Source organism: Ideonella sp. P3_A4, from assembly GCF_056403075.1.
In genome coordinates, this window is record NZ_JBFUGE010000005.1 from 1 (window position 1) to 25,552 (window position 25,552).

Consider the following 25,552-nt stretch of genomic DNA (forward strand, 5'->3'; position numbering starts at 1 on the left):
TGGACGCAACAACTGGCTGTTCGCGGGGAGCCTGCGTGCGGGCAAGCGGGCCGCCGCGATCATGAGCCTGGTGCACTCGGCGCGGCTCAATGGGCACGAGCCCTACGCGTACCTGCGCGACGTGCTTGAGCGGCTGCCCACGCAGCCCGCCAGCCGCATCGTGGAGCTGCTGCCGCATCGCTGGCAGCCGTTGGGCGCCACAGCCTGAACTGCCTGCTCGTCTCCAAGACGGGATTGCCGGACGCTTACCGAATACGATCGGCCTTGTCCTTCGACTGGCGCAGCGCAACATCCTTGATTAGTGAGACAGCATCTTCGCCGGTCATCGACCTAGCCTCGATGTTGGCCCATCGTGTTCCTTGGATGTAGTTCTTGATGTCGTACGAGTAAAGACGCGCGCTTACGTCGCTGCCTGGGGTGCCCCGCGTTCGAAGGTGATCCACATACATTTCGCAGAGCCAGACAATGCTGGGGCCGGCGCATGGGGTGCCGATACCGGTGCCGCGTGTGGGGGCGGCCACTGCGACCTGCAGGCCTTTCGTCCTCGATAGAGGAGATCGGACACCAAGTGCTGCCTGAATGTCGATGATTGTCGGATCGCACAACGCCAACGATGCACGCCGAGCCATGATGCGAGCTTCGTCGAGTGTCAGGAAGCCGTCCAGCTTCGTCCTGTTGTATCGGCCTATCCAGGCTCTGTGAACCTTGCCGTCTCGCGAGTACTTGAAGTAGAACAGCCGAGTCCTGCGACCGACTCTCACCATCAGGCGACCCGGGCCTCGCGAGCCATCATTGTCGGACAGCCAGACATCGTTGGGTTCCGCTCGAGCTGACTCGATGCTTTGGTTGCTCAAACGCCTTGCGCCGCGCATGTCGGTCACCTGAGGACAACATTGGGCCCTCGAGATACCGGCATTGCAACGCCCTCTTCGCATCCTGAATTTCTATGACGTGTCCTGACACGACTTGACTGATCGTGCTCCTCCGGCAGCAGGACATGCTGTCGCTGCTGCGATGAGGTGACCGGCTTCCGTCGTATGGGGCGCCGCGAGAACGGGAACCTAGCGGTCCCCGCTCCTGCCGGCGTTGGCTGTCAAGCGACGCGGTCCGCGTCGCTTCAGCCAAGTCGGACAGCCGACGAAGGCTGCCCTGAGCGAAGGCTCGGAAGCCTTCGATCCCCGGAGATTCCCTCGATGCGTCGTCATACTGTAGCGTCGACGTAGCGAAACGTCGCAATCCTCCCTGCTTCGGTCACAGGTGTCGTGACACGACCTGACCCGATTGCAGTCGTCCGTCTTGACGCTCAGTGAATCCCGGTGAATCCTCCTGACACGACCTGACGGTCGAGGTCAATGGCTACGCGGAACGGTGTTTACGCCCTCATAATCCTTTGGTCGCTGGTTCGAGCCCAGCACGGCCTACCAATTCTCATGCGCTTCTGCAAGCGAGTGGGTGTTCACCGTGGGCAACCGGACGCAAGAACTGGCTCTTCGCGGGAACCCTTCTCGCCGGCCAACGGGCTGCCGCCATCATGAGCTTGATACAGACGGCCAAGCTCGACGGGCATGACCCGTACGCGTACCTGCACGACGTCCTGACGCGTCTGCCAACGCACAAGAACCGCGACCTCGGCGAGCTCCTGCCTCATCGCTGGTAACCCAGTTGCGCCTGCCAACTTTCGTGTTGGTCCATGGCGTCGTTCGCGCAATGGGGCATCTGGCTTTTCTCCAACTTCCTCCAAGTTGAAGAACTGAGGGGCCACCTGTCGCCAGGTGGCCCAAGTCCATATTTTCGTCTGAACCTACTTCACGTTTTTTTGTGCCATGTCATAGCTTTCAAACAACGCGCCATATGCGGGCTCGACGTGGTCGACAAAGACCTTGGCGAATTCCATTGCTTCTGGGCGATTCCAAGTGTGCATCACCTCTGTAATCGCCGCGAATGTGTCAATTGGCATCGCGCCCGCCTGCGTGACCCGGGCAATGGAGATGTCGGTTGCCATCTTCGACCAATTACCCGAGGCATCCACAATGCAGAACACTTTGTATCCCTCTGCGAGGGCGCTGAGAGCAGGAAATACCATGCAAATGCTTGTGAGCGTGCCTGCGATGAGCAATGTCTTCCGCTTCGTCTTTTCGACGGCTTCGACAAAAGGGCGGTGATCCCACGCATTGATCGGGCCGCTGCGCGGAACGTACACCACATCGGGGTTGCTCAGAAGGATATCGGGAATGATCAGACCATTAGGACCACCGGGAACTGATGCCGTTGCAACGGTCGGGATCTTCGCGATCTTCGCTGCCTTCGCAAGAGCAATTACGTTGTTACGGAGTTCCCTGTACTCGATATCACGGACCAACTGGAACAATCCGCTCTGATGATCTATCAGCAGCAATACAGCATCGTTGGGGTCAATCATCCACTTGTTTGTCATGTCATTTCCTTTGGTTTTGGAACTGGATACACCGCCTGCAGCAGCGGCGGCTTTGTTTGCCGCGGTCGCCGACGTGGTCAGGAATGTCGCTCCGCCAACTGCAGCGCCGCTAATAAGCATCTCTCTACGCTTCATGTGATTCTCCGATGGGCTGATACTTTCAAATGAGGCCTGTCAAGCTGCAGAGGCGCGCGCGACCACGACTGCCCGGAATGCATTCTGGATGTCCACCGGTTACGGCGCTCTACCCAAGGCATGCCAGAGAAAATTGCGGCCAGAGTCCTCGCCTATGCACCCTGAAGGTTGTGCCTGGTCTCAGTCATGACGCTTACTTCAAGCGATGACTGCATTTAGTCAGTTGCGCACCATGTCATTTCCTTTGGGTTGGAACTAAATATGCTGTCCCAGGCAGCGGGGATCGTGCCTTCCAGCGCACGAATATGTCGTCGGCAGCCAGTACATGGGTCATGGAGCGGCCCCGGTGGACAAAGAGTTTCAATCGGTGGTTGCCGAATTCGCGGATAACTCGGTGGGAACCGAGCGGTCGACGCCAATGACGGTGCTTTAGCCGATCCGCTTGTCACGCCGCAACTCAGCGCCGATGCGCTGAATCTCGGCCTCGCCCTGTGCGAGGGCGGCCTTGCTGGTGTGCACTGAGTAGTAGCCCATCACCAAGTCGTGTGGATGCTTCACCGCCGAGCCGAGGACGAAGGACGTGTCGCCGTGGGCGACGAAGTCGATGGCTTGCTCCGATTCTTCGAACACGGCGAGTTCACCGGTTCCCACCATCCCATTCACGTCGACTCCTCCCGCGCTGACCGCAAACCAGGCCACGGTGTGGCCGGCGGGCGGCGTGTATCGCCAGCGGTCGCCGTCCTTCAGACTCACGGCCAGGTAGTTCATGCCCGAAGGTGCGGGAATCGGGCTCCGGGCCTTTCCGTAGCTTCCGAGCAGCACACGGGCCGGGCCATCGTGCGGAACATCTGAAGGTGTCAGGTAAAGGCTTTCCGCGTGTGCGTTCTCTTCCGAGGGCGGCAAGGCGACCCAGAGTTGAAAGCCCGACATCTGCACGTCGCCGACGGGAGCACCGATGTGCCACACGCCGTTGCCGGAGCGCATCCACTCCACGCCGCCAGCAGGCAGCACGCCCATCTTGCCCGTCGTGTCTTCGTAGCGAAGGTTGCCTGTCATCACGAAGGTCAGTGTGGCGATGCCCGAATGCGGATGCATCGCGAAACCTTGGCTGCCAAGACCGGGGCTGAAACTGTTGAGGTCGAGAAACACGAATGGCTTCAGGGACTCGCCGAGGTCACTCGGGCTCACCAGCCGCGTGATCGGTCCATGCGTGCTTCCATGCGTGCGGTGGACGATGGCCCGCACGCCGGCGCTCGATGCTTGATCAAGGGTCGGATTGCCAGAAATGGCTTGTGATGCGGGCATCGGTTGTCCTTGGCGTTGGTGTGAAGTGCGCTCGGCGAAGGCATGACGCCTGGGCTGCTGCAGTCGATGCGTGAACGATAGGAGCGCTAGGATCGACGTACTAGGCGGTGCTATCGGAGTGCATCCGTCCAGAAATCGAATCAATGGGTGCTCATGCTCGATCTGAACGACATTGCCTTGTTCGTGCACGTCGTGCGCAGCGGCAGCTTTGCGGGCGCGGCGCGGCACCTTGGCGTGCCATCGAACACTGTCAGCAGGCGCGTCCAGGGGCTCGAGCAACACCTCGGCACCCGGCTGTTGCAACGCTCGACCCGCAAGCTCACGCTCACCAGCGCAGGCGAGGAGTTCAACGCGCGTTGCGCCGGTCTGGTCGCCGGCCTTTTCGAAGCCGGGCATGAGCTGAGCTCGGGAAGCCGGGAGCCGAGTGGACTTGTTCGCGTCGGCRCCCCGGCCGACTTTCTCGACTTGTTCTTGATGGAGTGGATCGCCGAGTTCCTGGCCACTTATCCCAGGGTTCGACTCGCCTTGGTGCTCAGCGATTCAAAGGCGGACCTGATCGCAGATCGCATCGATGTGGCGTTTCGTGGCGGTCCCCTTGAGGATTCGGCATACGTCGGGCGGCACGTTTTCTGCACTGGCAACGACGGGCTGGTGGCCAGCCCGGGCTACCTGGCAGCGAGGGGTGCGCCCAACGCGCTGCAGGACCTGCTGGAACACGATTGCGTGACGTTCGCGCAGTCTGGCAGCAGTGATGTGACCTGGCGGTTGGCCGGACCGGACGGCATCGATGAGGCTGTGCAGGTTGCCGCTCGCTTCAGCGGCAATACGGCGCAGGCCCTTCGCAAGGCCACGCTGGCTGGGCTGGGGATCACGCTGCTTCCGAGGGCCGTCATCATCAATGACTTGCGGGCCGGCCGCCTTGTTCCGGTGCTGCCCGAATACCAGCGTCCCGGGCACGGACTCACTGTGCTCTACCCCAGCCGGCRTCATCTGCCGCTGGCGGTGTCGGCGTTCATCGACCTCGTCGTCGAGAAACTCGGCCAACTGGATGCGACATTGACACCGCAATGACCGACGTGGTCCACCAAGGTTCGCTCGATCGGCATCGCGGCGAACTGAGGGTGGCGGCTGTCCATGCAGCGCCTTGGGCTTCTGCCAATCGCGATCGGAACAGTCCGCTGGTTCGAAGCGCCGAGGCACGACCGGCCGCTCATCGTGCAGCTGGCTGTAGTCGAGCGGGCGTCAGCTCTATGCGCATTTGCGCTCTGCCATCAACGGCGTATGCACTGGCACCGAGAGCGCGTGCGCGATTTGCTCAAGGCTCATGGGTCGGTGGTCAAACGTCGGTAGTGGCCGGCGCGAAACACGGTCAGCCGGGCTGCTTCGCCGGCCCGCCAGCGTAGCAGTGCGTCGGCGAAGTCTGCGCTGTCGCCAATCGGCCGCCCGTTCATGCCGACCACGATATCGCCTTTGCGTACGCCCATCGACGCCGCGAGACCGTCCGGCTTGACTTCGTTGATCAGCGCACCGTTGGCGTAGGGCCGCCCGCGCGCGATCGCGATGAACGGCGTCACGTCTTCGAAGCCGGCGCCCAGGCGCGGGCGGGCCGTGCCAGCCTGGCCAGTGATCTCGGCCACGATCTGAAGCACCAGCTCGATCGGCACCGACAGGCTCAGGCCAGGTCCACCAGGCGTGCCGACCACCGTGCGCAGGTTCATGCCGACGATGCGACCCTGCGTGTCCAGCAGCGGCCCGCCCGAGTTGCCGGGGTTCAACGACAGGTCGCTCTGGATGAACAGCATCTCGCCGTCGTCCGCAAAATGCCGGCTGCGGCCGCCGACGACGCCTGCGGCTACTGAGCGGTCCAAGCCGTAGGGTTCGCCGATGGCGAGCACCCAGTCGCCCGGCCACAAGGAGTTCGACGCGCCGAAGACCGGCGCAGCGGGCCGGCTCAGCGGCACCCGGATCACCGCAATGTCGGCATCGCCGTCGATGCCGACCAGCTCGGCCAGCATCACGCGCTGGTCGGACAGCTTGACGATGATCTGCGTCGCGTCGGCTACCACATGCGCTGCGGTGGCGATCAGGCCGTCGGCTGAGACGAAGAAGCCGGCTCCCATCTGCGCACTGACTTTGAGGGCGGATCGGGCGCCTGCTTCGCCATGCTCACCATCGGCGCGGGATACCGCTTCGCGGTCGTCGTCCTCAGGGTCCGGCGCCTGGCGAATACCGTAGACCCCGGCAGCAGCGGGCACGCCGCGCGCCAGTGCGGTGGAGAAGGTCATTGCCGTTTCGCTGACACGGCCGCGCACCACCTGGTTGGGTGCCGGGACTGTGGCGCAACCGCCAAGAGCCATCAGGCAGGCCGTGGCGGCGGAAAGAAGAAGCCGTGGCTGGATGCTCTTGAACATGATGAACTCCGCGGCCGAATCGCCTTGGGCCTGCAGTGTCAGCGGAGGGGCGCCGCCCCGGCTTGATGCCGCGCAAGGCAAGTCGGCCGATGCGGAGACTGGTGACCCGTCGGCATCTCGCACATGGTGTCGATCGGCGAGCAATGCGAGGCGAGCAATGCGATGTGGGTTCATGCCGGCTGCTGGCGGTGGCGCGCAGCAAGCCGGTCCAAGGCCGGGCTTGGGCTGTACCCGGATCGACGAAGAGGGCACGGAGCAGGGTGAGGTTCGCGTGGTGAAAGTGCTGGCCCCTGCCTGGCGCCAGTTTGGAGCAACGCAAAGGATGCTTGGCTGGAAGACTAGAACGAATAGCCTAGGCGCAGCCCGCCCCAGTGTCGGCCGTGCACGGTGATCGGTGCTGACAGGTCCTTCATCAGCACCCTCTGACCGCCACCCATATCACGGCGGTACGTTTGCAGCAGGAACCGGCGTTTGTTGCGGCCGGCGGCCAAGCCGGTTCGATCATTGAAGATTCGGCGGTTGCGACAGTTGGCGGCATTCCATACCGGATCGCTGCCTTGGCGCTTCGAGAACTTGAGGTTGTGCGTCGGCAAGTAGCCGTTGCGATCAACGGCCACGCAAAAGATGACCTTCGAGTTGAATGCCAGCAGCTCTTCCTGAATCGGCGTGAAGAGCTCGTCGGCGAGCTTGACGAATCGGGTGACATGTTGCTGCGGATGCGTCTCCTTCAGCGGGACATAACGTTCGTCGAACAAATCGTCCATCGTGATGCGGCCGCTGGCCACCGCGGATTCCAGCAACCCCGACAAAGTCTCGGCACCGGCAGTCACCGCTTGGATATAGGGCGTGTCGACGGTCACGGCGTCGCAGTCCGCGGTCAACTCGATCAGCATTTCCGCGGCAGCCAGGAATTGCTTGGTGTGGGCGCTCGCGCTTTGCAGGCCTGCGGCGGTCGCGGCCACTTGAGCCCGCGTCGAGGCGACTTCGCCCAGCACCGCGGCGCAGCCATCCACGTTCCGGCACGCATTCTCGGCAATCAGCTGCACGCTCTTCTCGACCGATGCGAGCGCCTGATGAAGGTCACTTTGTGCCACGGCCCCTTGCCGCGTCGTCAGGCAGGAAACGAGTTCGTCTATCCGGCCTTCAAGGCGCGTGACGGTCGCCATGATCATCTTGGAGGATGACTCGACCTTGCCTGCCAGGTCCTTCACGGCGTCCGCGACGATCGCGAAGCCAGCACCGGCCTCGCCCGCCCGCTTGGCCTCCACGGTGGCATTGAAGGCCACCAGGCGTGTCTGCAGTGCGATCTGCGTGATGTCGGTGGCCGCTCCGGCCACTTCACGCAAAGAACTCATGGCCTCCAAGACGCCGTGGCCAACATGTTCGACAGCTTGACGTGTCTTGCCGACCGCTTCCTTGCTCGCCTCGGTCGACACCTGGATGGCCCGGTTCTCGCCGACCATGCCCTCGACGCGGCTGGACAGCGCGTCGAACGCCTTGACCTGCTGCGTCCCGCTGGCCACGGCGTCCTCAATCGCCCCGTCGACCTCGGCCGCCCCGCGACCCAGGTCGCTCGCCTGCTCGGCGATGGAGCCGATGGCATCGCGAAGTCGCGCGTCGCGCGTCGCCGGTGCAGGGGCGGACTCCAATTCGCGCTGCGCAGTGGCTCGCCAAAAGGACTTGATCATTCCGAGACTCCGAACGGTGCCGAGCGAGCCAGCGCCTGAGGAAGCGTCCAACGACTGCCGCCTTGGAGGCCAGGGACGCGACAGTCCGACGTCGTTCGATATGGTGCGCCTCGGCCCATCTTCCAAGGGTGAGACCCGCAGATCCTGCATCTGACTCCGTGGTTGAGGGATTGCGCTTGATGCCGATCAATCGCATCGCGACGAGCGCCGCTTGAGGACAACAACTTCTTGACGGACCGCGGCGATGGTGGCGACGCCTCCAGGCAATCGCATGGGAGTTCACGCCGACAGGCGGCCGGGCGGGCCCGCAACTTGAGCTGCGTCAATCCGTTGATGCGGTGGTGGTGCGCCAATCGAGCACACGGCACGATACAAAAGGGAGCCCCTTCATGAACCCGACCGACGCGCCCTTGAGCCATGGCGTAGAACAACGCCATCCATGGGTCACGATGCGGCTGCCTGCGTTCTTCGATCAGGTGCCGCGGCTGGTGGTGCGAGACCCGATGGCGGAGATGTTGGGCTGCGCGGAAGGCGGCATCTTCGAGTACAGCTACGCCGACGCTGTGCGGCTGACTGGGCACTCGTGCCCCACCGTCGCCAGTGCCTACTGGTTGACGGTGCTGGCCTTGCGGGCGCTGTATGCCGACGAGCTGCCGGTTCGCGGTTGCATCGAGGTGCAGTTCCGCGACAGCGCACGCTCGGGCAGCGTAGGCGTGGTCGCCACCGTGGTGCAGATGCTGACCGGCGCGGCCGGCAGCTCGGGCTTCAAAGGCCTGGGCGGGTGCTTCGCACGTGCCGGGCTGATGCGCATCGCACCCGATCTGCCTTTGTCGTTGCGCTACCGCCGGCTCGACACCGGTGCGGCAGTGGATGCCGCGGCCGATCTGTCGCTACCGCCAGCCAACCCGAGGCTGCAGGATTTGATCGGTCGCGCCACGCGTCAGCACCTCGACACCGCGGCCATGGCCGAACTGGGCCGGTTGTGGCAGCAGCGGGTTCGCTTCCTGTTGCTGGAGCTTCGCGACGATCCGGCCGTCTTCACGGTCCGCCCAGTCAAACGCAACTCACGCGTGCCGTTGGGCGGCCCGGCAGGGTTGCGCGAGCGGCGGACCATGGCAGACAGAGTTGGCAGCCGATAGCTCTTACGCCGACAACACAAGCGCGCTGCACGCCGGCGCGTAAGCAAAGCATCCATACCTCGGATTGACCAACTGGGCTTAGCCCGGCCCTGGGTGGCCACTCATTCGAAGGCCAGCACCTGACCGCGGCTGTCGTACGCCGCCAGGTTGCGCACCAGACCGTTGCGCACCGAATGGACCATCGATTCGAGGGCTGTGTCGATCTCGGCGCTGCTGGCCGGCTGGCCCGTGCGGCCGTCGAGGCCGGCAACGAACACCACGTCCCACGGCGGCTCGGCAACGCGCGACTCGGCCACCAGGCTGGCGAAATCCAGCAGCTCTTCCGGCCCCTTGTCGACGCACATCAGCGGCGTCAGGGTTCCGCCGGAGCCAGTGGCATGCCGGGCGCGCTGCTCAGCGTTGGCGTCGTCCGGCAGGCCGGCGGTGGCGAAGACGAACAGCAGGCGCTGCGGTTGCGCCATGCCGCGGGCCGCCTGCAACAGCTGATGGAAGTGGGACAGCGAGTTCATGGTGCAAAGCATCGCAGGCGGCGGCCTGACGGGACTTGCGCCTGGTCAAGTCGGCGTGACGACGTCATGTGGGGCCACGGGCGCATACGAGTCGTCGATCTCGTTGAACAGTGGCGTTTCGTCATCGAGTGAAAACGGCCCGTCGCCACTGTGCTCGGCCTCCGAAGCCGGGATGAAGCGGCCGCTCTTGAGGTCGAAGACATGCACCTCGCCGTCCTCGATCACGTAGTGCCAGCCGTGCAGCGCCAGCTCGCGCCGCTCGACGCGCCGCCGGACCATCGGGTAGTCCATCAGGCGTTCGAGTTGCAGCACGATGGCGCGCTGCTCGGTGCGGCGCAGCACCTCGGGTCGCAGGCCATCTTGAGGGTCGTCGGCTTCGGGCGCGAACAGGCGCACCGGCAGCACGGCCTCGCGCGCCAAGTCCAGCCAGGCGCCGAGGTTGACGGCTTCGGGCGACAGGTCTTCGTACAGCGCCTTGATGGCGCCGCAGTGGCTGTGGCCGCAGACGACGATGTGCTTCACTTTCAGGTTCAGCACTGCGAATTCGATCGCGGCCGCCGTGCCGTGGTAGCCGCCGCTCCAGCGGGCCGTGCCCTGCGGGGCGGCGCGGGTCAGCCAGCCTGCGGCGCCAGTTTCAGAGTCGTTGATGTCAAGACGGCCGCAGCAAGGCGGCACCAGCGCGCCGACATTGCGCACCATGAACAGCTCGCCCGGGCCGGCGCCTGTGAGCAGGTAGGGCACCAGGCGCGAATCCGAACAGCCGATGAACAACGTGCTCGGGTGCTGGCCGTCGTCGACCAGCTCGCGAAAGCGCGCCTGGTAGTGTGGGAAGGCATCTTCCCGGAAACGGCGCAGGCGCTGCAGCAGCTCGTCGGTCATGGGCCGGTCAGGTCATTGCGCGAGCGTCGCCGCTTCGGCGTCGAGGTGCACGCCTTCGAGCACCGCCTCGTCGGCGAGCTTGTGCAGGTAGTGCCGCACGGCGTTGGCCCAGGCTTGCTGGCGCAAGGTCTGCGCGACGGCGGCGCGCACGTCTTCGAACGCGGGCACCACGCCGGCGTCACGCGCGAGCACCTCGACGATGTGCAGCCCGAAGCGCGAATGCACGAGGCGAGGCAAGACGCCGATCGTGTCCTGGCCGAAGACGGTGCGCGCGAATTCGTCGGCACAGTCTTGTTGCGTCAGCCAGCCGAGATCGCCGCCGTTGGCGCCGGTCGGGCAGTTGGACCATCGGTGCGCAGCCGAGTCAAACGCAGTGCTGCCGGGTTCGGCACAACGCAGTTCCAGCAGGTGTGCTTCGGCGCGCTGGCGCAGGGCAACCAGGTCCACACCCGGTGTCACACCAAACAGGATGTGGCGCAGGTGCAGTCGCTCTTGCCGCGCATAGCGCTCGGGCTTGGCGCCGAAGGCGCGGCGGCAGGCCTCTTCGGTGGGTTCGTCGATCGACAGCTCCTGTTCCAGCAGCCGCTCGATCGCGTCGGGCACCGAGACCGTCTCGATGCCGGCGCGCTGTGCGGCCTGGCGAAGCAGCTCGGTGCAGGCGCGTTGGCGCAGCGTGTCGTCGTCAAGCATTTCGCCGGGCTGTTGCAGCGGCACGCCATTGACCTTGGCGGGGGCGATCAGGGTGGTGGTCATGGTGTGTGCTTTCAGGCGTTGCGGGGGCGGTGTACGGGTTGCGCAACTTCCGGCGGGCGCGGCGACGCCGGCCGCTTCGCAGCCGGCTGAGACGCCAATTGCCGCTGCGAGGCGAGGTGACCGGCCGGCAGGTTCAGCTTGCGGCTGCGCACCATCTGGTAGGGGCGGAAGGCGTAGGTGACGCTGGCAAAGCCGCTCCACACATGCACCAGGCGGGTGAAGGGGAAGACCAGGAAGATCGACATGCCCAGCACCATGTGCGCCTTGAAGACCCAGCTCGCGCCGGCCAGCAGTTCGACACCGCCTTCGCGGAAGGTGACGATGCGCTGCGCCCACTCGGCCAGGCGGATCATCATGCCGCCGTCCAGATGCTGGGCGGACAGCGGGATCGTCGACAGGCCGAGCGCGAACTGCAGCCACAGCAGCACCAGCAGCGCGATGTCGCTGGGCTTCGAGGTAGCGCGGATGCGCTCGTCGAACAGGCGACGGTGCAGCAGCAGCGAGACGCCGGCAAAGCCGAGCAGGCCGAACAGGCCGCCGGAGACCATCGCCACCACCTGCTTGTGGCCGGCGCTGATGAACGGCTCGTAGATGAAGTGCGGCGTCAGCATGCCCACGCTGTGGCCGGCGAACAGGAACAGCACGCCGAGGTGGAACAGGTTGCTGCCCCAGCGCAGGCTGCCGGTGCGCAGCAACTGCGACGAGTCGCTCTTCCAGGTGTACTGGTCGCGGTCGAAGCGGATCAGGCTGCCGAGCAGAAAGACTGTCAGGCAGATGTATGGGTAGTAGCCGAACAGGAAGGTGTCCATCCAAGTGGTCATGCGCTTGCTCCTTGGGCTGGTTGGCGAGCGGTGTTGTTGGTGTTGTGGTGATTGCGAACGATGTGGATCGGCTGCGGCGCGCCCGGCTTGGCCTGGCCGGCGGTCGAGCAGCCGTCGAAGGCAGGCGGCTCGGCCCAGGCCTCGTCTAGGGCCACGTCAGCCACGACCGGCACGGCCTGCACCTTCTGGCCCGACAGCTCCAGCACCGCGGCGATCACCGAGGCGTAGGGGCTTTCGCGTTCCAGCAGTGCGCTGAACACGGCGGTCAGGATGTGCGCCATCTCGCCGAGGAACTTGCGTGCCAGCTTGTCGGGCTGGGTCGAGGCGAACTCCAGCACGATCGGCAGGTGGTCCGGCAGCTCCTTGCCTTGCAGCCGCAGGCCGGCTCGCTCATAGGTCTGCTGGAGGTCGACCAGCGCCGGGCCGCGCTCGCGCGAGTCGCCATGCACATGCTCGAACAGGTGCAGCGACGTGGCGCGGCCACGGTCGAAGGTGTCGACGTAGCGGGCTTCGACTTCGTAAGGATCGTTGGCGCCGATCCAGCGCATCAGCGCCTGCAGCTCGGCCAGCCGCGTGCGCGACAGGCCGTCAGTACGCGCCAGCGCATCGGCCAGTTCGGGCATCGCGGCGCGCAACTCGGCGTTCGGATAGCCGAGCAGGGCAGAAAGAACACGCAGGGCCAGGGATTTGGGGGTGGTGGTCATGCCATGCTCCTTCAGACTGTCGCCTTGATCGGCACCGTGCGGCGCTTCTTGCCGCCGAACAGCGAGGTGTCACTGCTGCCGTCGGAGCAGCCGTTGCCGAACGAGAAGCCGCAACCGCCGCGCATGTCGAAGGTGTTCTCGGCGTACTCGCGGTGCGTGCTGGGGATCACGAAGCGGTCTTCGTAGTTGGCGATCGCCATCACCTGGTACATGTCTTCGACCTCGCGCTGGGTCATCGCCACGCGCTGCAGCAGGGCCAGGTTCTCGACCCCATCGACATGCTTGCCGCGCTGATAGGCGCGCATCGCGAGCATGCGTTCGAGCGCGCGCACCACCGGCTCGGTGTCGCCTGCGGTCAGCAGGTTGGCCAGGTACTGCACAGGGATGCGCAGCTGGCGCACGTCCGGAATTTCGCCGTTGACGCCGATGTCGCCGGCGTTCGCCGCAGCGGTGATCGGTGACAGCGGCGGCACGTACCAGACCATCGGCAGCGTGCGGTACTCCGGGTGCAGCGGCAGCGCGATCTTCCACTCCATCGCCATCTTCCAGACTGGGCTCTTCTTCGCCGCGGCCAGCCAGGCCTCAGGGATGCCGTCGGCACGGGCCTGCTCGATCACCTTCGGGTCGTTCGGGTCGAGGAAGATGTCGCACTGCGCCTGGTACAGGTCGCGGTCACGCTCGGTGCTCGCGGCTTGCTGGATGCGGTCGGCGTCGTACAGCATCACGCCGAGGTAGCGGATGCGACCGACGCAGGTCTCGGAGCACACGGTGGGCTGGCCCGCTTCGATGCGCGGGTAGCAGAAGATGCACTTCTCGGCCTTGCCGCTTTGCCAGTTGTAGTAGATCTTCTTGTACGGGCAACCCGACACGCACATGCGCCAGCCGCGGCACTTGTCCTGGTCGATCAGCACGATGCCGTCTTCCTCGCGCTTGTAGATCGAGCCCGAGGGGCACGATGCGACACAAGCCGGGTTCAGGCAGTGCTCGCACAGCCTGGGCAGGTACATCATGAAGGTGTTTTCGAACTGGCCGTAGATGTCCTTCTGGATGTCGTCGAAGTTCTTGTCCTTCGAGCGCTTGGCGAACTCACTACCCAGGATCTCTTCCCAGTTCGGGCCCCACACGATCTTCTCCATCCGCTTGCCGGTGATCAGGCTGCGCGGCCGGGCTGTCGGCGCGGCCTTGCTCTCGGGCGCCGACTGCAGATGGTCGTAGTCGAAGGTGAAGGGCTCGTAGTAGTCGTCGATCTGCGGCAGGTTCGGGTTGGCGAAGATGCGCATCAGCAGCTTCCACTTGCCGCCTTGCTTGGGCTCGATCGAACCGTCGACATTGCGGATCCAGCCACCGTTCCACTTGTCCTGGTTCTCCCAGTCCTTCGGGTAGCCGATGCCGGGCTTGGTCTCGACGTTGTTGAACCAGGCGTATTCCATGCCCGGCCGGTTGGTCCAGACGTTCTTGCAGGTGACGGAACAGGTGTGGCAACCAATGCACTTGTCCAGATTCAGCACCATGCCGATTTGCGCGCGGACTTTCATGCCTGTTCTCCCGGGTTCGTGCCTTCATCGTCGAGCCAGTCGACCTTGTTCATCTTGCGCACCACGACGAACTCGTCTCGGTTGGTGCCGATGGTTCCGTAGTAGTTGAAGCCGTAACTCAGCTGCGCGTAGCCACCGATCATGTGGGTCGGCTTGGTGACGATGCGGGTCACCGAGTTGTGGATGCCGCCGCGCTGGCCGGTGATCTCGCTGCCCGGTGTGTTGATGATCTTTTCCTGCGCGTGGTACATCATCGTCATGCCGGGCTTGACGCGCTGGCTGACCACCGCCCGCGCCGCGATGGCGCCGTTGGCGTTGAACAGCTCGATCCAGTCGTTGTCGACGATGCCGGCTTCCTTCGCGTCGTCCTCGCTCAGCCAGACCACCGGGCCGCCGCGGTTCAGCGTCAGCATYATCAGGTTGTCGCTGTAGGTCGAGTGGATGCCCCACTTCTGGTGCGGCGTGATGAAGTTCAGCGCCACTTCCTTGTGGCCGTTGGGCTTGACGCCGCTCGCCCCCGCGATGGCCTTCATGTCGACCGGTGGGCGGTAGCTGGTGAACTCTTCACCGAAGGCGCGCATCCACTTGTGGTCCTGGTAGAACTGTTGGCGGCCGGTGAGGGTGCGCCAGGGGATCAGCTCGTGCACGTTGGTGTAGCCGGCGTTGTACGAGACCTTTTCGCTCTCCAGCCCGCTCCAGGTCGGTGAGCTGATGATCTTGCGCGGTTGGGCCTGCACGTCGCGGAAGCGGATCTTCTCGTCTTCGCGGTGTTGCGCCAGATGGGCATGCTCGCGGCCGGTGAACTTGCTGAGCGCTTCCCAGGCCTTCACGGCCACGTGACCGTTGGTCTCGGGCGCCAGCATCAGGATCACCTCGGTGGCGTCGATGTCGGTCTCGATCTTCGGCATGCCCTTGGTCGGGCCTTCGGTGTGGACCTTGCCGTTCAGCTCCGCCAGTTGGCGCACCTCTTCGGCGGTGTTCCAGCCGATGCCTTTGCCGCCGTTGCCGAGCTTTTCCATCAAGGGGCCGAGCGCGGTGAAGCGGGCAAAGGTGGCCGGGTAATCGCGTTCGACCACGGTGATCTGCGGTGCGGTCTTGCCGGGAATCAACTCGACCTCGCCACGCTTCCAGTCCTGCACGTCGAAGGCTTGCGCCAGCTCGCCCGGGGTGTCGTGCATCAACGGGGTCAGCACCACTTCCTTCTCGACGCCGAGGTGGCCCACGCAGACTTCAGAGAAGGTCTTCGCGAAGCCCTTGTAGATCTCCCAGTCGCTGCGTGCTTCCCAAGCCGGGTCCACCGCGGTCGACAACGGGTGGATGAAGGGGTGCATGTCGCTGGTGTTGAGGTCGTTCTTCTCGTACCAGGTGGCGGTCGGCAGCACGATGTCCGAATACAGGCACGTCGTGCTCATGCGGAAGTCGAGCGTGACGATCAGGTCCAGCTTGCCTTCGGGCGCCTTGTCGTGCCAGCGCACCTCTTGCGGCTTCGCATCGTCCGGCCCCAGGTCTTTGCCTTGCACACCGTGCGAGGTGCCGAGGAAGTGCTTCAGGAAGTACTCGTGGCCCTTGCCCGACGAGCCGAGGATGTTCGAGCGCCAGACGAACATGTTGCGCGGCCAGTTGTCGGGGTGGTCCGGGTCTTCGCAGCTCATCTGCAGCGAACCGTCTTTCAGGCCGGCCACCACATGCGCCTTGACATCGCTGCCACCGTCGCGGGCTACTTGCAGCGGGTTGGTCTTCAGCTGCGGCGCCGAGGGCAGCCAGCCCATGCGTTCGGCGCGCACGTTGTAGTCGATCAGGCTGCCGCCGAACTCGGCCTTGTCGGCCAGCGGCGAGAGGATCTCGTCGACCCCCAGCCGCTCGTAGCGCCACTGGTCGGTGTGGGCGTAGAAGAAGCTGGTGCTGTTCATCTGGCGTGGCGGGCGCGTCCAGTCGAGCGCGAAGGCCAGGGCGGTCCAGCCGGTCTGCGGGCGCAGCTTCTCCTGGCCCACGTAGTGCGCCCAGCCACCGCCGCTTTGCCCGATGCAGCCGCACAGCATCAGCATGTTGATGATGCCGCGGTAGTTCATGTCGCAGTGGTACCAGTGGTTCATCGCCGCGCCGATGATCACCATCGACTTGCCACGGGTCTTGTCGGCGTTGTCGGCGAACTGGCGCGCCACGGTGATGACCTGGTCGCGCGGCACGCCGGTGATCTTTTCCTGCCAGGCCGGGGTGTAGGGTGCGTCGTCGTCGTAGCCCTGGGCGCCGTCGCCCTGACCACGCTCGATGCCGTAGTGCGCGGCCATCAGGTCGAACACGGTGGCGACCAGCGCCTCGCGGTACTCGCCGTCCTTGCCCAGGCGGATGCGTTGCACTGGGACCTTGCGCACCAGCACATCGCAGCCTTGTGCATTGGCGTTGAAGTGCGGCGTCTCGATGCCGGCGAAGTAGGGGAACGCGACTTCGGTGACTTCGTGGCCTTGCCCGTTCTCGGTCGCCGACAGGCGCAGCGTCACGTCTTCGCCGTGGCGGGCTTCCTTGTTCTCGAGGTTCCACTTGCCGGCGTCGGGTGTGCCCTCGGCGCCCCAGCGGAAGCCGACAGAGCCGTGCGGCGCGACCACGCGGCCGTTCTGGTCGAAGGCCAGTGTCTTCCACTCGGGGTTGTTCTGCTGGCCCAGGCGGCCGTTGAAGTCGCTGGCGCGCAGGTAGCGCTTGCTGGCCATCACCTGGCGGCCGTCGGGCAACGTGCGCGGCTCCAGCATCACCAGCATCGGCAGGTCGGTGTAGCGGCGCGCGTAGTCGTTGAAATAGGCGCTGCGGACGTTGAAGCCACCGGTCGACTCACTGCCGCCGAAGTAGAACTCCTTCAGGATCACATGGCCCATGGCCATCGCCAGCGCGGCATCGGTGCCTTGCTTGGGGTGCATCCACAGGTCGGCGAGCTTGCTGACCTCGGCGTAGTCGGGCGTCACCGCCACCGTCTTGGCGCCCTTGTAGCGAACCTCGGTGAAGAAGTGGGCGTCGGGCGTGCGGGTCTGGGGCACGTTGGAACCCCAGGCGATGATGAAGGTCGAGTTGTACCAATCGGCCGACTCGGGCACGTCGGTCTGCTCGCCCCAGACCTGCGGGCTGGACGGCGGCAGGTCGCAGTACCAGTCGTAGAAGCTCATGCACACACCGCCGATCAGCGACAGGTAGCGCGAGCCGGCGGCGTACGAGACCATCGACATCGCCGGGATCGGCGAGAAGCCGATGATGCGGTCGGGCCCGTGCTTCTTGATCGTGTAGACGTTGGCCGAGGCGATCAGCTCGTTGACCTCGTCCCAGCTCGAGCGAATGAAGCCGCCCAGGCCGCGCTGGCGCGTCCACTCCTCGCGTTGGGTCGCGTTCTCGACCACCATCGCCCAGGCGTCGACCGGGCTCTTGGCCACCGCCCGCGCGGCACGCCAGTGCTTCAGCAATCGGCCCCGCACCATCGGGTACTTGACCCGGTTGGCGCTGTACAGGTACCAGGAGTACGAAGCGCCGCGGGCGCAGCCGCGTGGCTCATGGTTGGGCAGGTCAGGCCGGGTGCGCGGGTAGTCGGTCTGCTGGGTTTCCCAGGTGACGATGCCGCCCTTGACGTAGATCTTCCAAGAGCACGAGCCGGTGCAGTTGGTGCCGTGGGTCGAGCGCACGATCTTGTCGTGCTGCCAGCGGCTGCGGTAGGCGTCTTCCCAGGTGCGGTCTTCGCCGGTGGTCACGCCGTGACCGTCGGCAAAGTCTTCGCGGGGCTGCGAGAAGTGGGTCAGTCGATCGAGGAAGTGGCTCATCGAGGGCTCCGGTGTATCGGAGTGGAGTTTTGGGGGCCTGAGGCAATGGCGTGCGACACCAGCACGGCACTGCGTGACAGTGCGTGAACGCTGCGTGTCAGCCCGGTAACCGGGCTCGGATTCGCCCCGTGCGCGGCCCCGCCGTTGGGGCCGCCCGGGCTTCGAGAATCAGCAGGGCATCGGCGCGTTGCGGCGGCTGTAGTACCACCAGGTCACGGCGATGCAGGTCAGGTAGAAGACGATGAAGCAGTACAGCGCCGCTTCGGTGCCGCCGGTCAGCGCGATCGAGCTGCCGTAGCTCTTCGGGATGAAGAAGCCGCCGTAAGCGCCGATGGCCGAGCTGAAGCCGAGCACCGCGGCCGCTTCCTTGTTCGCGTCCTTGATGGCCTGCTCTTTCGCGGCCGGGCCCTTGTCCTTCGCGTCGGCCATGCGCTCGGTCAGGAAGATCACCGGGATCATGCGGAAGGTCGAGCCGTTGCCGATGCCCGAGGTGGCAAAGAGGAACAGGAAGGCGACCAGGAAGCCGGTGAAGTTGCCGCCCTGGCCATGCGAGGGCAGGAACTGCAGCACCGCCAGCACGCCCACGGCCATTGCGACGAAGTTCCAGAAGGTCACGCGCGCGCCGCCCACCTTGTCGGCCAACCAGCCGCCCACGGGCCGCACCAGTGCGCCGACCAAGGGGCCGAGCCATGCGTACTGCAGGGCATTGATGCCGGGGAATTGGCTCTTGATCAGCAGCGGGAAGCCGGCCGAGTAGCCGATGAAGCTGCCGAAGGTGCCGAGATACAGCCAGCACATCAGCCAGTTGTGCTTGCGCTTGAAGATCACCGCCTGGTCGGCGAACGAGGCCTTGGCATCGGCCAGGTCGTTCATGCCGAACCACGCCGCCACAGCGCTGGCGATGATGAACGGCACCCAGATGTAGCCGGCGTTCTGCAGCCACAGCACCATCGCGCCGCCGACCTTGACCACGCCCTGCGGCGGGCCGCCGAGGTCACCGAACACGTTGGCGCCGATGACCATCGGCACGACCACCTGGACCAGCGAGACGCCGAGGTTGCCCAGGCCCGCATTCAGGCCCAGCGCGGTGCCTTTCTGCTCCTTCGGGAAGAAGAAGCTGATGTTGCTCATGCTGGAGGCGAAGTTGCCGCCACCGAAGCCGCACAGCAGCGCCAGCACGATGAATACCTCGYACGGCGTGTCGGGGCTTTGCACCGCCAGCCCGATGCCAAGAGCCGGCAGCAGCAACGAGGCGGTCGAGATCGCCGTCCACCGTCGGCCACCAAAAACCGGCACGGCGAACGAGTAGAAGATGCGCAGCGTGGCGCCGCACAAGGCTGGCAGCGAGGCCAGCCAGAACAGCTGGTTGGTCGAGAAGCGGAAGCCCACCTGCGGCAGGTTGACGACCACCACCGACCAGACCATCCACACCGCGAACGCAAGCGTCAGCGCGGGGATCGAGATCCAGAGGTTGCGTTGCGCGATGGTCGCGCCCTTGGTGCGCCAGAAGCCCTGGTCTTCAGGGTTCCATTGCGCGATCAGTGAGGAAGAAGCCATCAGGTGCTCCTTGTTGAGATGGGTTGATCAGGCGGCCGCGGGAGTTGCCACGGTGTCGCCCAGCAGCGGGGCACGACGCACTTCGGTGAAGTACATCCAGATCAGCGAGACCCAGACCACGCCGTACAGCAGCATGAAAGCCGACGAGCGCACACCGGTCAGGTCGAGCAGGGCGCCGAACAGGATCGGCAGCACGAAGCCGCCCAGACCGCCGGCCAGACCGACGATGCCGCTGATGGCGCCGATGTTCTTCGGGTAGTCGTCGCTGATGTACTTGAAGACGCTGGCCTTGCCGAAGGCCCAGGCCACGCCCAGCACCGCCATCAATGCGGTGAACGAGTAGACATTCAGGCCGATGTGGAAGGTGCGCGCGCCGTTGACCGTCAGCACCGTGAAGTCGGTTTGCGGGTAGCTCAGCAGGAACAGGCAGATCCAGCTGACCCACATCACCCACCAGGTGACGCTGTGCGCACCGTACTTGTCCGACAGCCAGCCGCCTACGGCGCGGAGCACACCACCGGGCAGTGAGAAGCAAGCCGCCAGCAGGGCCGCCACGCGGATGTCGAGCCCGAACTCGCCGACGTAATACTGCACCATCCACAGCGACAGGCCCACGTAGCCGCCGAAGACGATGCTGTAGTACTGGCAGTACTTCAGCACCTTCGGGTCCTTCAGCGCCTTCAGCTGGTCGAAGAAGGTCACGTTGTTCGGCACCAGGTGCTGCGGGTCGCTGTGGCTGAACATCCAGAACAGCACGACCGTGCCCAGCATCACCGCGGCGTAGACCTGCGGCACCATCGTCCAGCCGAAGGCGACGACCAGCGCCGGGGCGATGAACTTGTTGACCGCCGCGCCCGAGTTGCCGGCGCCGTAGACACCCATCGCAAAGCCCTGGCGCGACTTCGGGAACCAGCGCGCCACGTACGGCGTGCCGACCGAGAACGAGCCGCCGGCCAGGCCGACGAACAGGCCGATGGTCAGGAAGTGCCAATACGCGGTGGCGTAAGACATCATCCAGATCGCCGGCACTGTCAGCGCCATCAACAGCGCCATCACGATGCGGCCGCCGAAGCGGTCGGTCCAGATGCCCAGCGGCACGCGTACCAGCGAGCCCGAGAGCACGGGCATCGCCGTCAGCAGGCCGAACTGGGTGGCGTTGAGGTTCAGTGCCTTCTTGATCGGGATGCCGACCACGCCGAACATCATCCAGACCATGAAGCAGACGGTGAAGGCGAGCGTGCTGACGATCAGCACCGACAGCGCCTGGCGGCTGCGGTTGGGCTGCACGGCGGCGGCAACGGGGGGCGACGACTGTGTGGCACGGGTGGCAGCTAAGGCCATGACGCAACTCCTATTTCCTGACCTGAACTTTCGGCGCTGCGCCGGGCCGCGAACATCCTTCCGTGGAACGCCGCGCACACGGCGGAAGAACGATGCGGGACCGGCCTGGCATCGTTCGAATGGACGATGCTTCAGCCTTGGGGCATCAGCATCGGCAGCGGGTGGAAATGGCCGACGAACCGTCGGTGACGGCGGGTGTCACTGTGTGAATGCCGCGTATCACGCGGCGGCGCGCGCCCAGGTCGGACGCGTGTCAGCCCGCGCCGAGGTGCTCGGTCGCGTAGACGGCGGCCTGCACGCGCGAGCTGAGGCCCAGCTTGCGCAGGATGTGCTGCACGTGGATCTTCACCGTCGTCTCGGCGATCTCCAGCGTGCGGGCGATCTCCTTGTTGCTGGCGCCGCGCGCGATCTCGCGCACGATCTCGCGCTCGCGCGGCGACAGTGGCGGCCGCTCCGGCGGCTCGCTTGGCTCAGCGTTGCCCGCGCCGCGCAAGGCGGTCACCAGCTTGCCGGTCAGCTCCGGACTGACGACCGTGTCGCCGCGTGCGCAGCGTTCGATGGCGTCGAGCAGCGCCGGGCCGTCGATCGTCTTCAGCACGTAGCCCTGTGCGCCGGCTTGCAAGGCCGTGGCCAGGTCTTGTTCGTCTTCGCTGACCGTCAGCATCACGATCCGCGCGGTCGGTGCGGCGGCCTTCAGCTCCGGCAGGGCGTCGATGCCGCGCACACCCGGCAAATGGTTGTCCAGCAAGACGACATCGGGTTGCAGCGCGGACGCACCGCGCCGGGCTTCACCAGCATCGGCCGCTTCGCCGACCACCTGCACCTGCGCGTACTGGGCGAGCAGCGCAATCAGGCCGCGCCTGAACAAGGTGTGGTCGTCAACCACCAACAGGCGAATCGGCGCTTTCATGGGTGTCCTCGGTGGCATGTTCGGGCAGGCGCAGCGTCACGACGGTGCCTTCGCCGACTGACGAGCGCACGCTGACCTCGGCGCCGATGGTGGCGGCCCGCTCTTGCATGATGCGCAGGCCCACGTGGCTTTCGCCGGGCTGATCGGCCGGGTCGAAGCCGCGGCCGTCGTCGGCGACCTCGAAACGCCATTCGGGCGACTGCCGCACCGTCAACCGCACCTGGCTCGCGCCGGCGTGCTTGCGCACGTTCGACAAGGCCTCCTGCAGCACGTGCAGCACCTGCACCTGTTGGTCGGCCGGCAGCGGCAGGCCGTGGCCTTGCACGTCCAGCTTGACCGGCAGGCCGGTCTGGTGCTCGAACTTCTGCACCGTGCTGCGCAGCGCGGGCTCGATGTCTTCGCTGTTGGTGCGGGTGCGGAAGTGCAGCAGCAGCTCGCGCACGTCGCCATAGCTTTCGCGCACGCCGGTGTCGATCTCGCCCAAGGTGGCCTGGATGGCGGTCGGGTCGTCTCGCCGAAGCGCCTCGCGCAGCAGGCCGACCTGGATCTTCAGAAAGGCCAGCGATTGCGCGATGGAGTCGTGCAGCTCCTGGGCGATCAGCGTGCGTTCGGCGGCGACGGCGGTCTCTCGTTCGGCGGCGGCGACACGCAGGCTCTCGATGCCACCGGCCAGATGCCCGGCCAGGGTTTCGATCAAGGCGCGCTCGTCGGCGTCGGCCGTGCGGGCGCTGCGAAAGAACAGGTCGACTTCGCCGAGCACGCGCTGGTGCAAGCGCACAGGCACGGTCAGCAGCGTCTCGAAACCGGCGCGGCTGCAGTGCCCCGCACCTTGGGCCAGCGCCGGCGCCATCACCACCTGGGTGTGCGCCGTGGCTGCCGGTTGGCCGCAGTGGCAGTTGCCGGTGGGCAGGCAGCGGCCTTGCGCGGCCAGCGTGGGCGGCAGGCCCTCCTGGGCCAGCAAGAGGTAGCGCCGGTTCGATTCGTCCGACCAGCGTACCGCCACCGCGTCGGCACGGGCCACGCGGCGCACATGGCCGGCGAAGTTGCGGGCCAGCTCGTCCAGCGTGTCGGCACGGGCGACCAGCTCGCTGACCTCATACAGCGAGCGCAGCCGGGCGTGTTCGACTTCGAGCCGGGCGGTCTTCTCTTCGACCTTGTGCTCGAGATCGCGGTACAGCGTCGCCAGGCGTTCGGCCATCGTGTTGAAGCCCGTGGCCAACTGGCGAAACTCGTCGGCCGCATCGATCTCGACGCGAGCGCTGAAGTCGCCGGCATGGATGGCAGCCAGCCCGGCGCCCAGGCGCCGCAGCGGGTCCAGCACCATCAGGTGGCTGGCGTACAGCAGCAGCACCGCGCTGGTGACGGCGAGCACGACCATCGCCATCTGGACGCCGCGCAGCAGCGCCGTCCAGTACGACATGCGCTGCTCGATCGTCGACACGAAGCGGTCGACGCGCTCGACCAGGTTGTCGACATCCGGGACCGACACCCGCGCGCCGGCCAGCCAGCGCCCACGCAGGGCTGACCAGATTTGGCGCACGTCGTCATAGGCGGCGCGCGCCTCTTCGCTCCATGGGATGAACAGGGGCCGCGACGGGTCGCCGCTGMGCAGCAGCTCGAGCGTGGCGTCCATCTGCTGCACCGGTGCGGCGAGTGCCTGCGTTGCATCACCATCGGCGCGCAATGCCAAGCGGTAGCTCATCATGCGCAGGCGGCCGGCCTCGTTGACGGCGGCCGCGCCGCCTTCGAGCTGCCAGGTCACCCACAGCGTCAACGCGATCGACGCCAGGGCCACCAGCAGGAACAGCGAGCCGGTGGCCACCAGCTTGAAGGCAAGGGTCTGGCGGGGCCGCATCGGGTCACTCTAGGCCGGCGAGACCCGCAACGGCTTGACATCGATCAAGGCTGAACGGTTCGTGGCCCTATGGCGTCGCCAGCCGGTGCAGCGCCGTCGCGTCCCGCACGAAGATGCGTGCGCCCTTGACGTCGATGGCGCCCATCTCGCGCAGGCGGCGCAAGGTGCGCGAAAAGGTTTCCGGCGAGGTGCCGATCTGCGAAGCGACCGTGCTCTTGCGCTGCGCCAGCACGACGGTGGCGCCGTCAGCGGTGGCGTGCAGGGCGTCGAGCAACCAGGTGGCGCAGCGGGCGAGGGCGTCCTTGGTCAGCAGCTGCTGCGCGTTCTGGGTCGACTCGCGCACATGGCGGGCCAGCAGGCTCAGCAGCACGCGGGCGACCGAGGGCCGACGCCGGCAAAGCACCTCGACATCGGCAATCGGGAAGGCATACAGCGTGCTGTCGGCGTCTGCCACGCAACGCTCGACGACGGCCTGGCCCAGCCAGGCGTTCGCCACGTCCAGCCACTGGCCGCGCTGGAACGAGCGCAAGGGCTGCCGATGGYCGTCGCCGTCGGCGCCGCCCATCGTCACGCAACCGCCGGTGACCAGCCACATCGCATGGCTGGGCGTCATCTCGTCGAAGGGGCTGCACCCGGCGGCCACCCTGTGCGCTTGGCCCAGCATCGCCAGAGCCTGGGCATCGTCCGGCGGTGGTGGCGTGGGTTGGCAGGCTTGCTGCAAGAGTGCCGCAAGGGTGTCGACCTCGGTACCGGCGGCGCTCGGCGCCGGGCCGGGCGGTGTGAGAAGGGTCAGGGCGGTGTCCATGGCGGTCGGTACTGACGTTGTGGTCAAGCCACTGTCCATGCCTGAAGCAGGCGAGGTTTTGTGTTTGGTCAAGAGTCGATCGAGCGAGGGCTTGATCAAGATCATCGTTTCGGCAAGGGTCAACGGGCCGCCGCGGTCTGCTCGTTCAGCGCAGCGGGTGCCGCACCCGGCCGGTGGTTCCACAGCAGCACGAGGTTGAGCGCCACCGCACCGACAATCGAGTAGCCGACGCGACGTGGCTCGATGGTCACCAGCGCGGCCAGCAAGATTGCGCAGTCGATCGCCATTTGCACCGCACCGGCACGCCAGCCGCGGCGGCGCTGCAGGCTCAGCGCGAGGACGTTCACGCCACCCAGGCTGGCTCTGTGCCGGAACAGCACCACCAGGCCGACGCCGATCAGCGTGCCGCCGGCGATGGCCGCGTACAGCGGCTGCACGGTGCGCAGGCTCAGCGTGCGAGCCACCACCTCGACCCCTACCGACAGCGCGCCCACCGCGCAGAGAGTGCGCAACGTGAACCGCAGCCCCAGCTCGCGCCACGACAGCAGGTAGAAGGGCAGGTTGACGCAGAACAGCGCCACTCCCAGCGGCAGGCCCGTGCTGTAGCTCAGCAGGAATGCAATCCCGGGCGTTCCACCGGTCAGCAGGCCGGCGCCGCCGATCAACGACAGGCCCAGAGAGACCAGCAAGATGGCCGTGGCCAGGGCTTGCAGGTCGTCGACCAACGGGTGGGGTGTGCTGCGGATGGACATGGTCAGCGGCCAGTGTCGCGCGGCTCTGGCGGACCGGGTTGAGTTGGCGCAAGCGTTGGCCAATGAAGCGCCCCAGGGCTCAGCAAGCCAAGCCCGCCCCCGAGGGGATCGAGGAACTCGGGGCGGCCCTTCGTTCCTTGAGAGCGATCTGCCGAGTTCTTGTCATGGGTCAAATCCATGAACCCGGCGAGTTAGGAAGATGCAAATCATTCCTATTCATTCGAG

The 25,552-nt window shown here is 65.7% G+C and carries 21 protein-coding genes and 1 pseudogene; 4 read left to right on the top strand and 18 right to left on the bottom strand.

Going from position 1 to position 25,552, the window contains the following annotated elements; all coding sequences use genetic code 11:
• The coding region (locus AC1DYI_RS01500; protein WP_477202310.1) for a transposase domain-containing protein at positions 1-208 on the top strand (208 nt) is incomplete at its 5' end.
• Positions 209-245: 37 nt separating this feature from the next.
• Here AC1DYI_RS01500 and AC1DYI_RS01505 read toward each other — a convergent pair.
• Positions 246-881: an Arm DNA-binding domain-containing protein gene (locus AC1DYI_RS01505; protein ID WP_477202311.1), complete on the bottom strand. Its 636-nt coding sequence runs from the start codon at positions 879-881 to the stop codon at positions 246-248.
• A 578-nt stretch (positions 882-1,459) separates the two neighbouring features.
• Here AC1DYI_RS01505 and AC1DYI_RS01510 point away from each other — a divergent pair.
• A pseudogene (locus AC1DYI_RS01510) lies at positions 1,460-1,657 on the top strand (transposase domain-containing protein); the annotation flags it as partial.
• 144 nt (positions 1,658-1,801) lie between these two features.
• Here AC1DYI_RS01510 and AC1DYI_RS01515 read toward each other — a convergent pair.
• Together AC1DYI_RS01515 and AC1DYI_RS01520 are read right to left on the bottom strand one after the other, a co-directional pair.
• On the bottom strand, positions 1,802-2,434 hold the full coding sequence (locus AC1DYI_RS01515) for an isochorismatase family protein (protein WP_477202355.1): 633 nt from the start codon (positions 2,432-2,434) through the stop codon (positions 1,802-1,804).
• A gap of 564 nt (positions 2,435-2,998) precedes the next feature.
• Positions 2,999-3,874: a pirin family protein gene (locus AC1DYI_RS01520; RefSeq protein ID WP_477202312.1), complete on the bottom strand. Its 876-nt coding sequence runs from the start codon at positions 3,872-3,874 to the stop codon at positions 2,999-3,001.
• Between the two features lie 153 nt (positions 3,875-4,027).
• Here AC1DYI_RS01520 and AC1DYI_RS01525 point away from each other — a divergent pair, with 153 nt between their 5' ends.
• Entirely contained in the window at positions 4,028-4,945 is a 918-nt protein-coding gene (locus AC1DYI_RS01525) for a LysR family transcriptional regulator (RefSeq protein WP_477202313.1), read from the top strand.
• A 251-nt stretch (positions 4,946-5,196) separates the two neighbouring features.
• Here AC1DYI_RS01525 and AC1DYI_RS01530 read toward each other — a convergent pair whose 3' ends face one another.
• Together AC1DYI_RS01530 and AC1DYI_RS01535 are read right to left on the bottom strand one after the other, a co-directional pair.
• Positions 5,197-6,285, bottom strand: coding sequence for a S1C family serine protease (locus AC1DYI_RS01530; protein WP_477202314.1), 1,089 nt, complete (start codon positions 6,283-6,285; stop codon positions 5,197-5,199).
• A 338-nt stretch (positions 6,286-6,623) separates the two neighbouring features.
• Positions 6,624-7,973, bottom strand: coding sequence for a methyl-accepting chemotaxis protein (locus AC1DYI_RS01535; protein ID WP_477202315.1), 1,350 nt, complete (start codon positions 7,971-7,973; stop codon positions 6,624-6,626).
• Positions 7,974-8,362: 389 nt separating this feature from the next.
• Between AC1DYI_RS01535 and AC1DYI_RS01540 the strand changes: the two genes are divergently transcribed.
• Entirely contained in the window at positions 8,363-9,112 is a 750-nt protein-coding gene (locus AC1DYI_RS01540; protein WP_477202316.1) for a hypothetical protein, read from the top strand.
• A gap of 101 nt (positions 9,113-9,213) precedes the next feature.
• On the opposite strand, the gene AC1DYI_RS01545 is transcribed toward AC1DYI_RS01540, so the two are convergent.
• From AC1DYI_RS01545 to AC1DYI_RS01605, 13 genes are all read right to left on the bottom strand, one after another.
• Positions 9,214-9,621, bottom strand: coding sequence for a ribonucleotide reductase subunit alpha (locus tag AC1DYI_RS01545; RefSeq protein ID WP_477202317.1), 408 nt, complete (start codon positions 9,619-9,621; stop codon positions 9,214-9,216).
• A gap of 45 nt (positions 9,622-9,666) precedes the next feature.
• Positions 9,667-10,500 (bottom strand): carbonic anhydrase, encoded by an 834-nt coding sequence (locus AC1DYI_RS01550; protein WP_477202318.1) that lies wholly within the window; start codon positions 10,498-10,500, stop codon positions 9,667-9,669.
• A gap of 12 nt (positions 10,501-10,512) precedes the next feature.
• Positions 10,513-11,253 carry a peptidylprolyl isomerase gene (locus AC1DYI_RS01555; RefSeq protein WP_477202319.1) on the bottom strand — a complete coding sequence of 247 codons (741 nt, stop codon included), beginning with the start codon at positions 11,251-11,253 and terminating at the stop codon, positions 10,513-10,515.
• A gap of 11 nt (positions 11,254-11,264) precedes the next feature.
• Positions 11,265-12,074 carry a respiratory nitrate reductase subunit gamma gene (gene narI / locus AC1DYI_RS01560; protein ID WP_477202320.1) on the bottom strand — a complete coding sequence of 270 codons (810 nt, stop codon included), beginning with the start codon at positions 12,072-12,074 and terminating at the stop codon, positions 11,265-11,267.
• Positions 12,071-12,778: a nitrate reductase molybdenum cofactor assembly chaperone gene (gene narJ / locus AC1DYI_RS01565; protein ID WP_477202321.1), complete on the bottom strand. Its 708-nt coding sequence runs from the start codon at positions 12,776-12,778 to the stop codon at positions 12,071-12,073. The genes narI and narJ overlap by 4 nt, the downstream gene beginning before the upstream one ends.
• 11 nt (positions 12,779-12,789) lie before the next feature.
• Positions 12,790-14,313, bottom strand: coding sequence for a nitrate reductase subunit beta (narH, locus tag AC1DYI_RS01570; protein WP_477202322.1), 1,524 nt, complete (start codon positions 14,311-14,313; stop codon positions 12,790-12,792).
• The gene (locus tag AC1DYI_RS01575; protein WP_477202323.1) at positions 14,310-18,107 is read right to left on the bottom strand and encodes a nitrate reductase subunit alpha; all 3,798 of its coding nucleotides are present in this window, start codon (positions 18,105-18,107) and stop codon (positions 14,310-14,312) included. The genes narH and AC1DYI_RS01575 overlap by 4 nt, the downstream gene beginning before the upstream one ends.
• A 168-nt stretch (positions 18,108-18,275) precedes the next feature.
• Positions 18,276-19,664, bottom strand: a complete 1,389-nt coding sequence (locus AC1DYI_RS01580) for a NarK family nitrate/nitrite MFS transporter (protein WP_477202324.1) — start codon at positions 19,662-19,664, stop codon at positions 18,276-18,278.
• A gap of 27 nt (positions 19,665-19,691) precedes the next feature.
• Complete coding sequence (locus AC1DYI_RS01585) at positions 19,692-21,005, bottom strand: MFS transporter (RefSeq protein ID WP_477202325.1); 1,314 nt, start codon at positions 21,003-21,005, stop codon at positions 19,692-19,694.
• 253 nt (positions 21,006-21,258) lie between these two features.
• A complete protein-coding gene (locus tag AC1DYI_RS01590) occupies positions 21,259-21,915 on the bottom strand; it encodes a response regulator (RefSeq protein WP_477202326.1) in 657 nt (218 codons plus the stop codon).
• A complete protein-coding gene (locus AC1DYI_RS01595; protein WP_477202327.1) occupies positions 21,884-23,770 on the bottom strand; it encodes a type IV pili methyl-accepting chemotaxis transducer N-terminal domain-containing protein in 1,887 nt (628 codons plus the stop codon). The genes AC1DYI_RS01590 and AC1DYI_RS01595 overlap by 32 nt, the downstream gene beginning before the upstream one ends.
• A 67-nt stretch (positions 23,771-23,837) precedes the next feature.
• Positions 23,838-24,575 carry a Crp/Fnr family transcriptional regulator gene (locus AC1DYI_RS01600; RefSeq protein WP_477202328.1) on the bottom strand — a complete coding sequence of 246 codons (738 nt, stop codon included), beginning with the start codon at positions 24,573-24,575 and terminating at the stop codon, positions 23,838-23,840.
• 119 nt (positions 24,576-24,694) lie between these two features.
• Positions 24,695-25,327 carry a YitT family protein gene (locus AC1DYI_RS01605; protein ID WP_477202329.1) on the bottom strand — a complete coding sequence of 211 codons (633 nt, stop codon included), beginning with the start codon at positions 25,325-25,327 and terminating at the stop codon, positions 24,695-24,697.
• Positions 25,328-25,552: the final 225 nt, after the last annotated feature.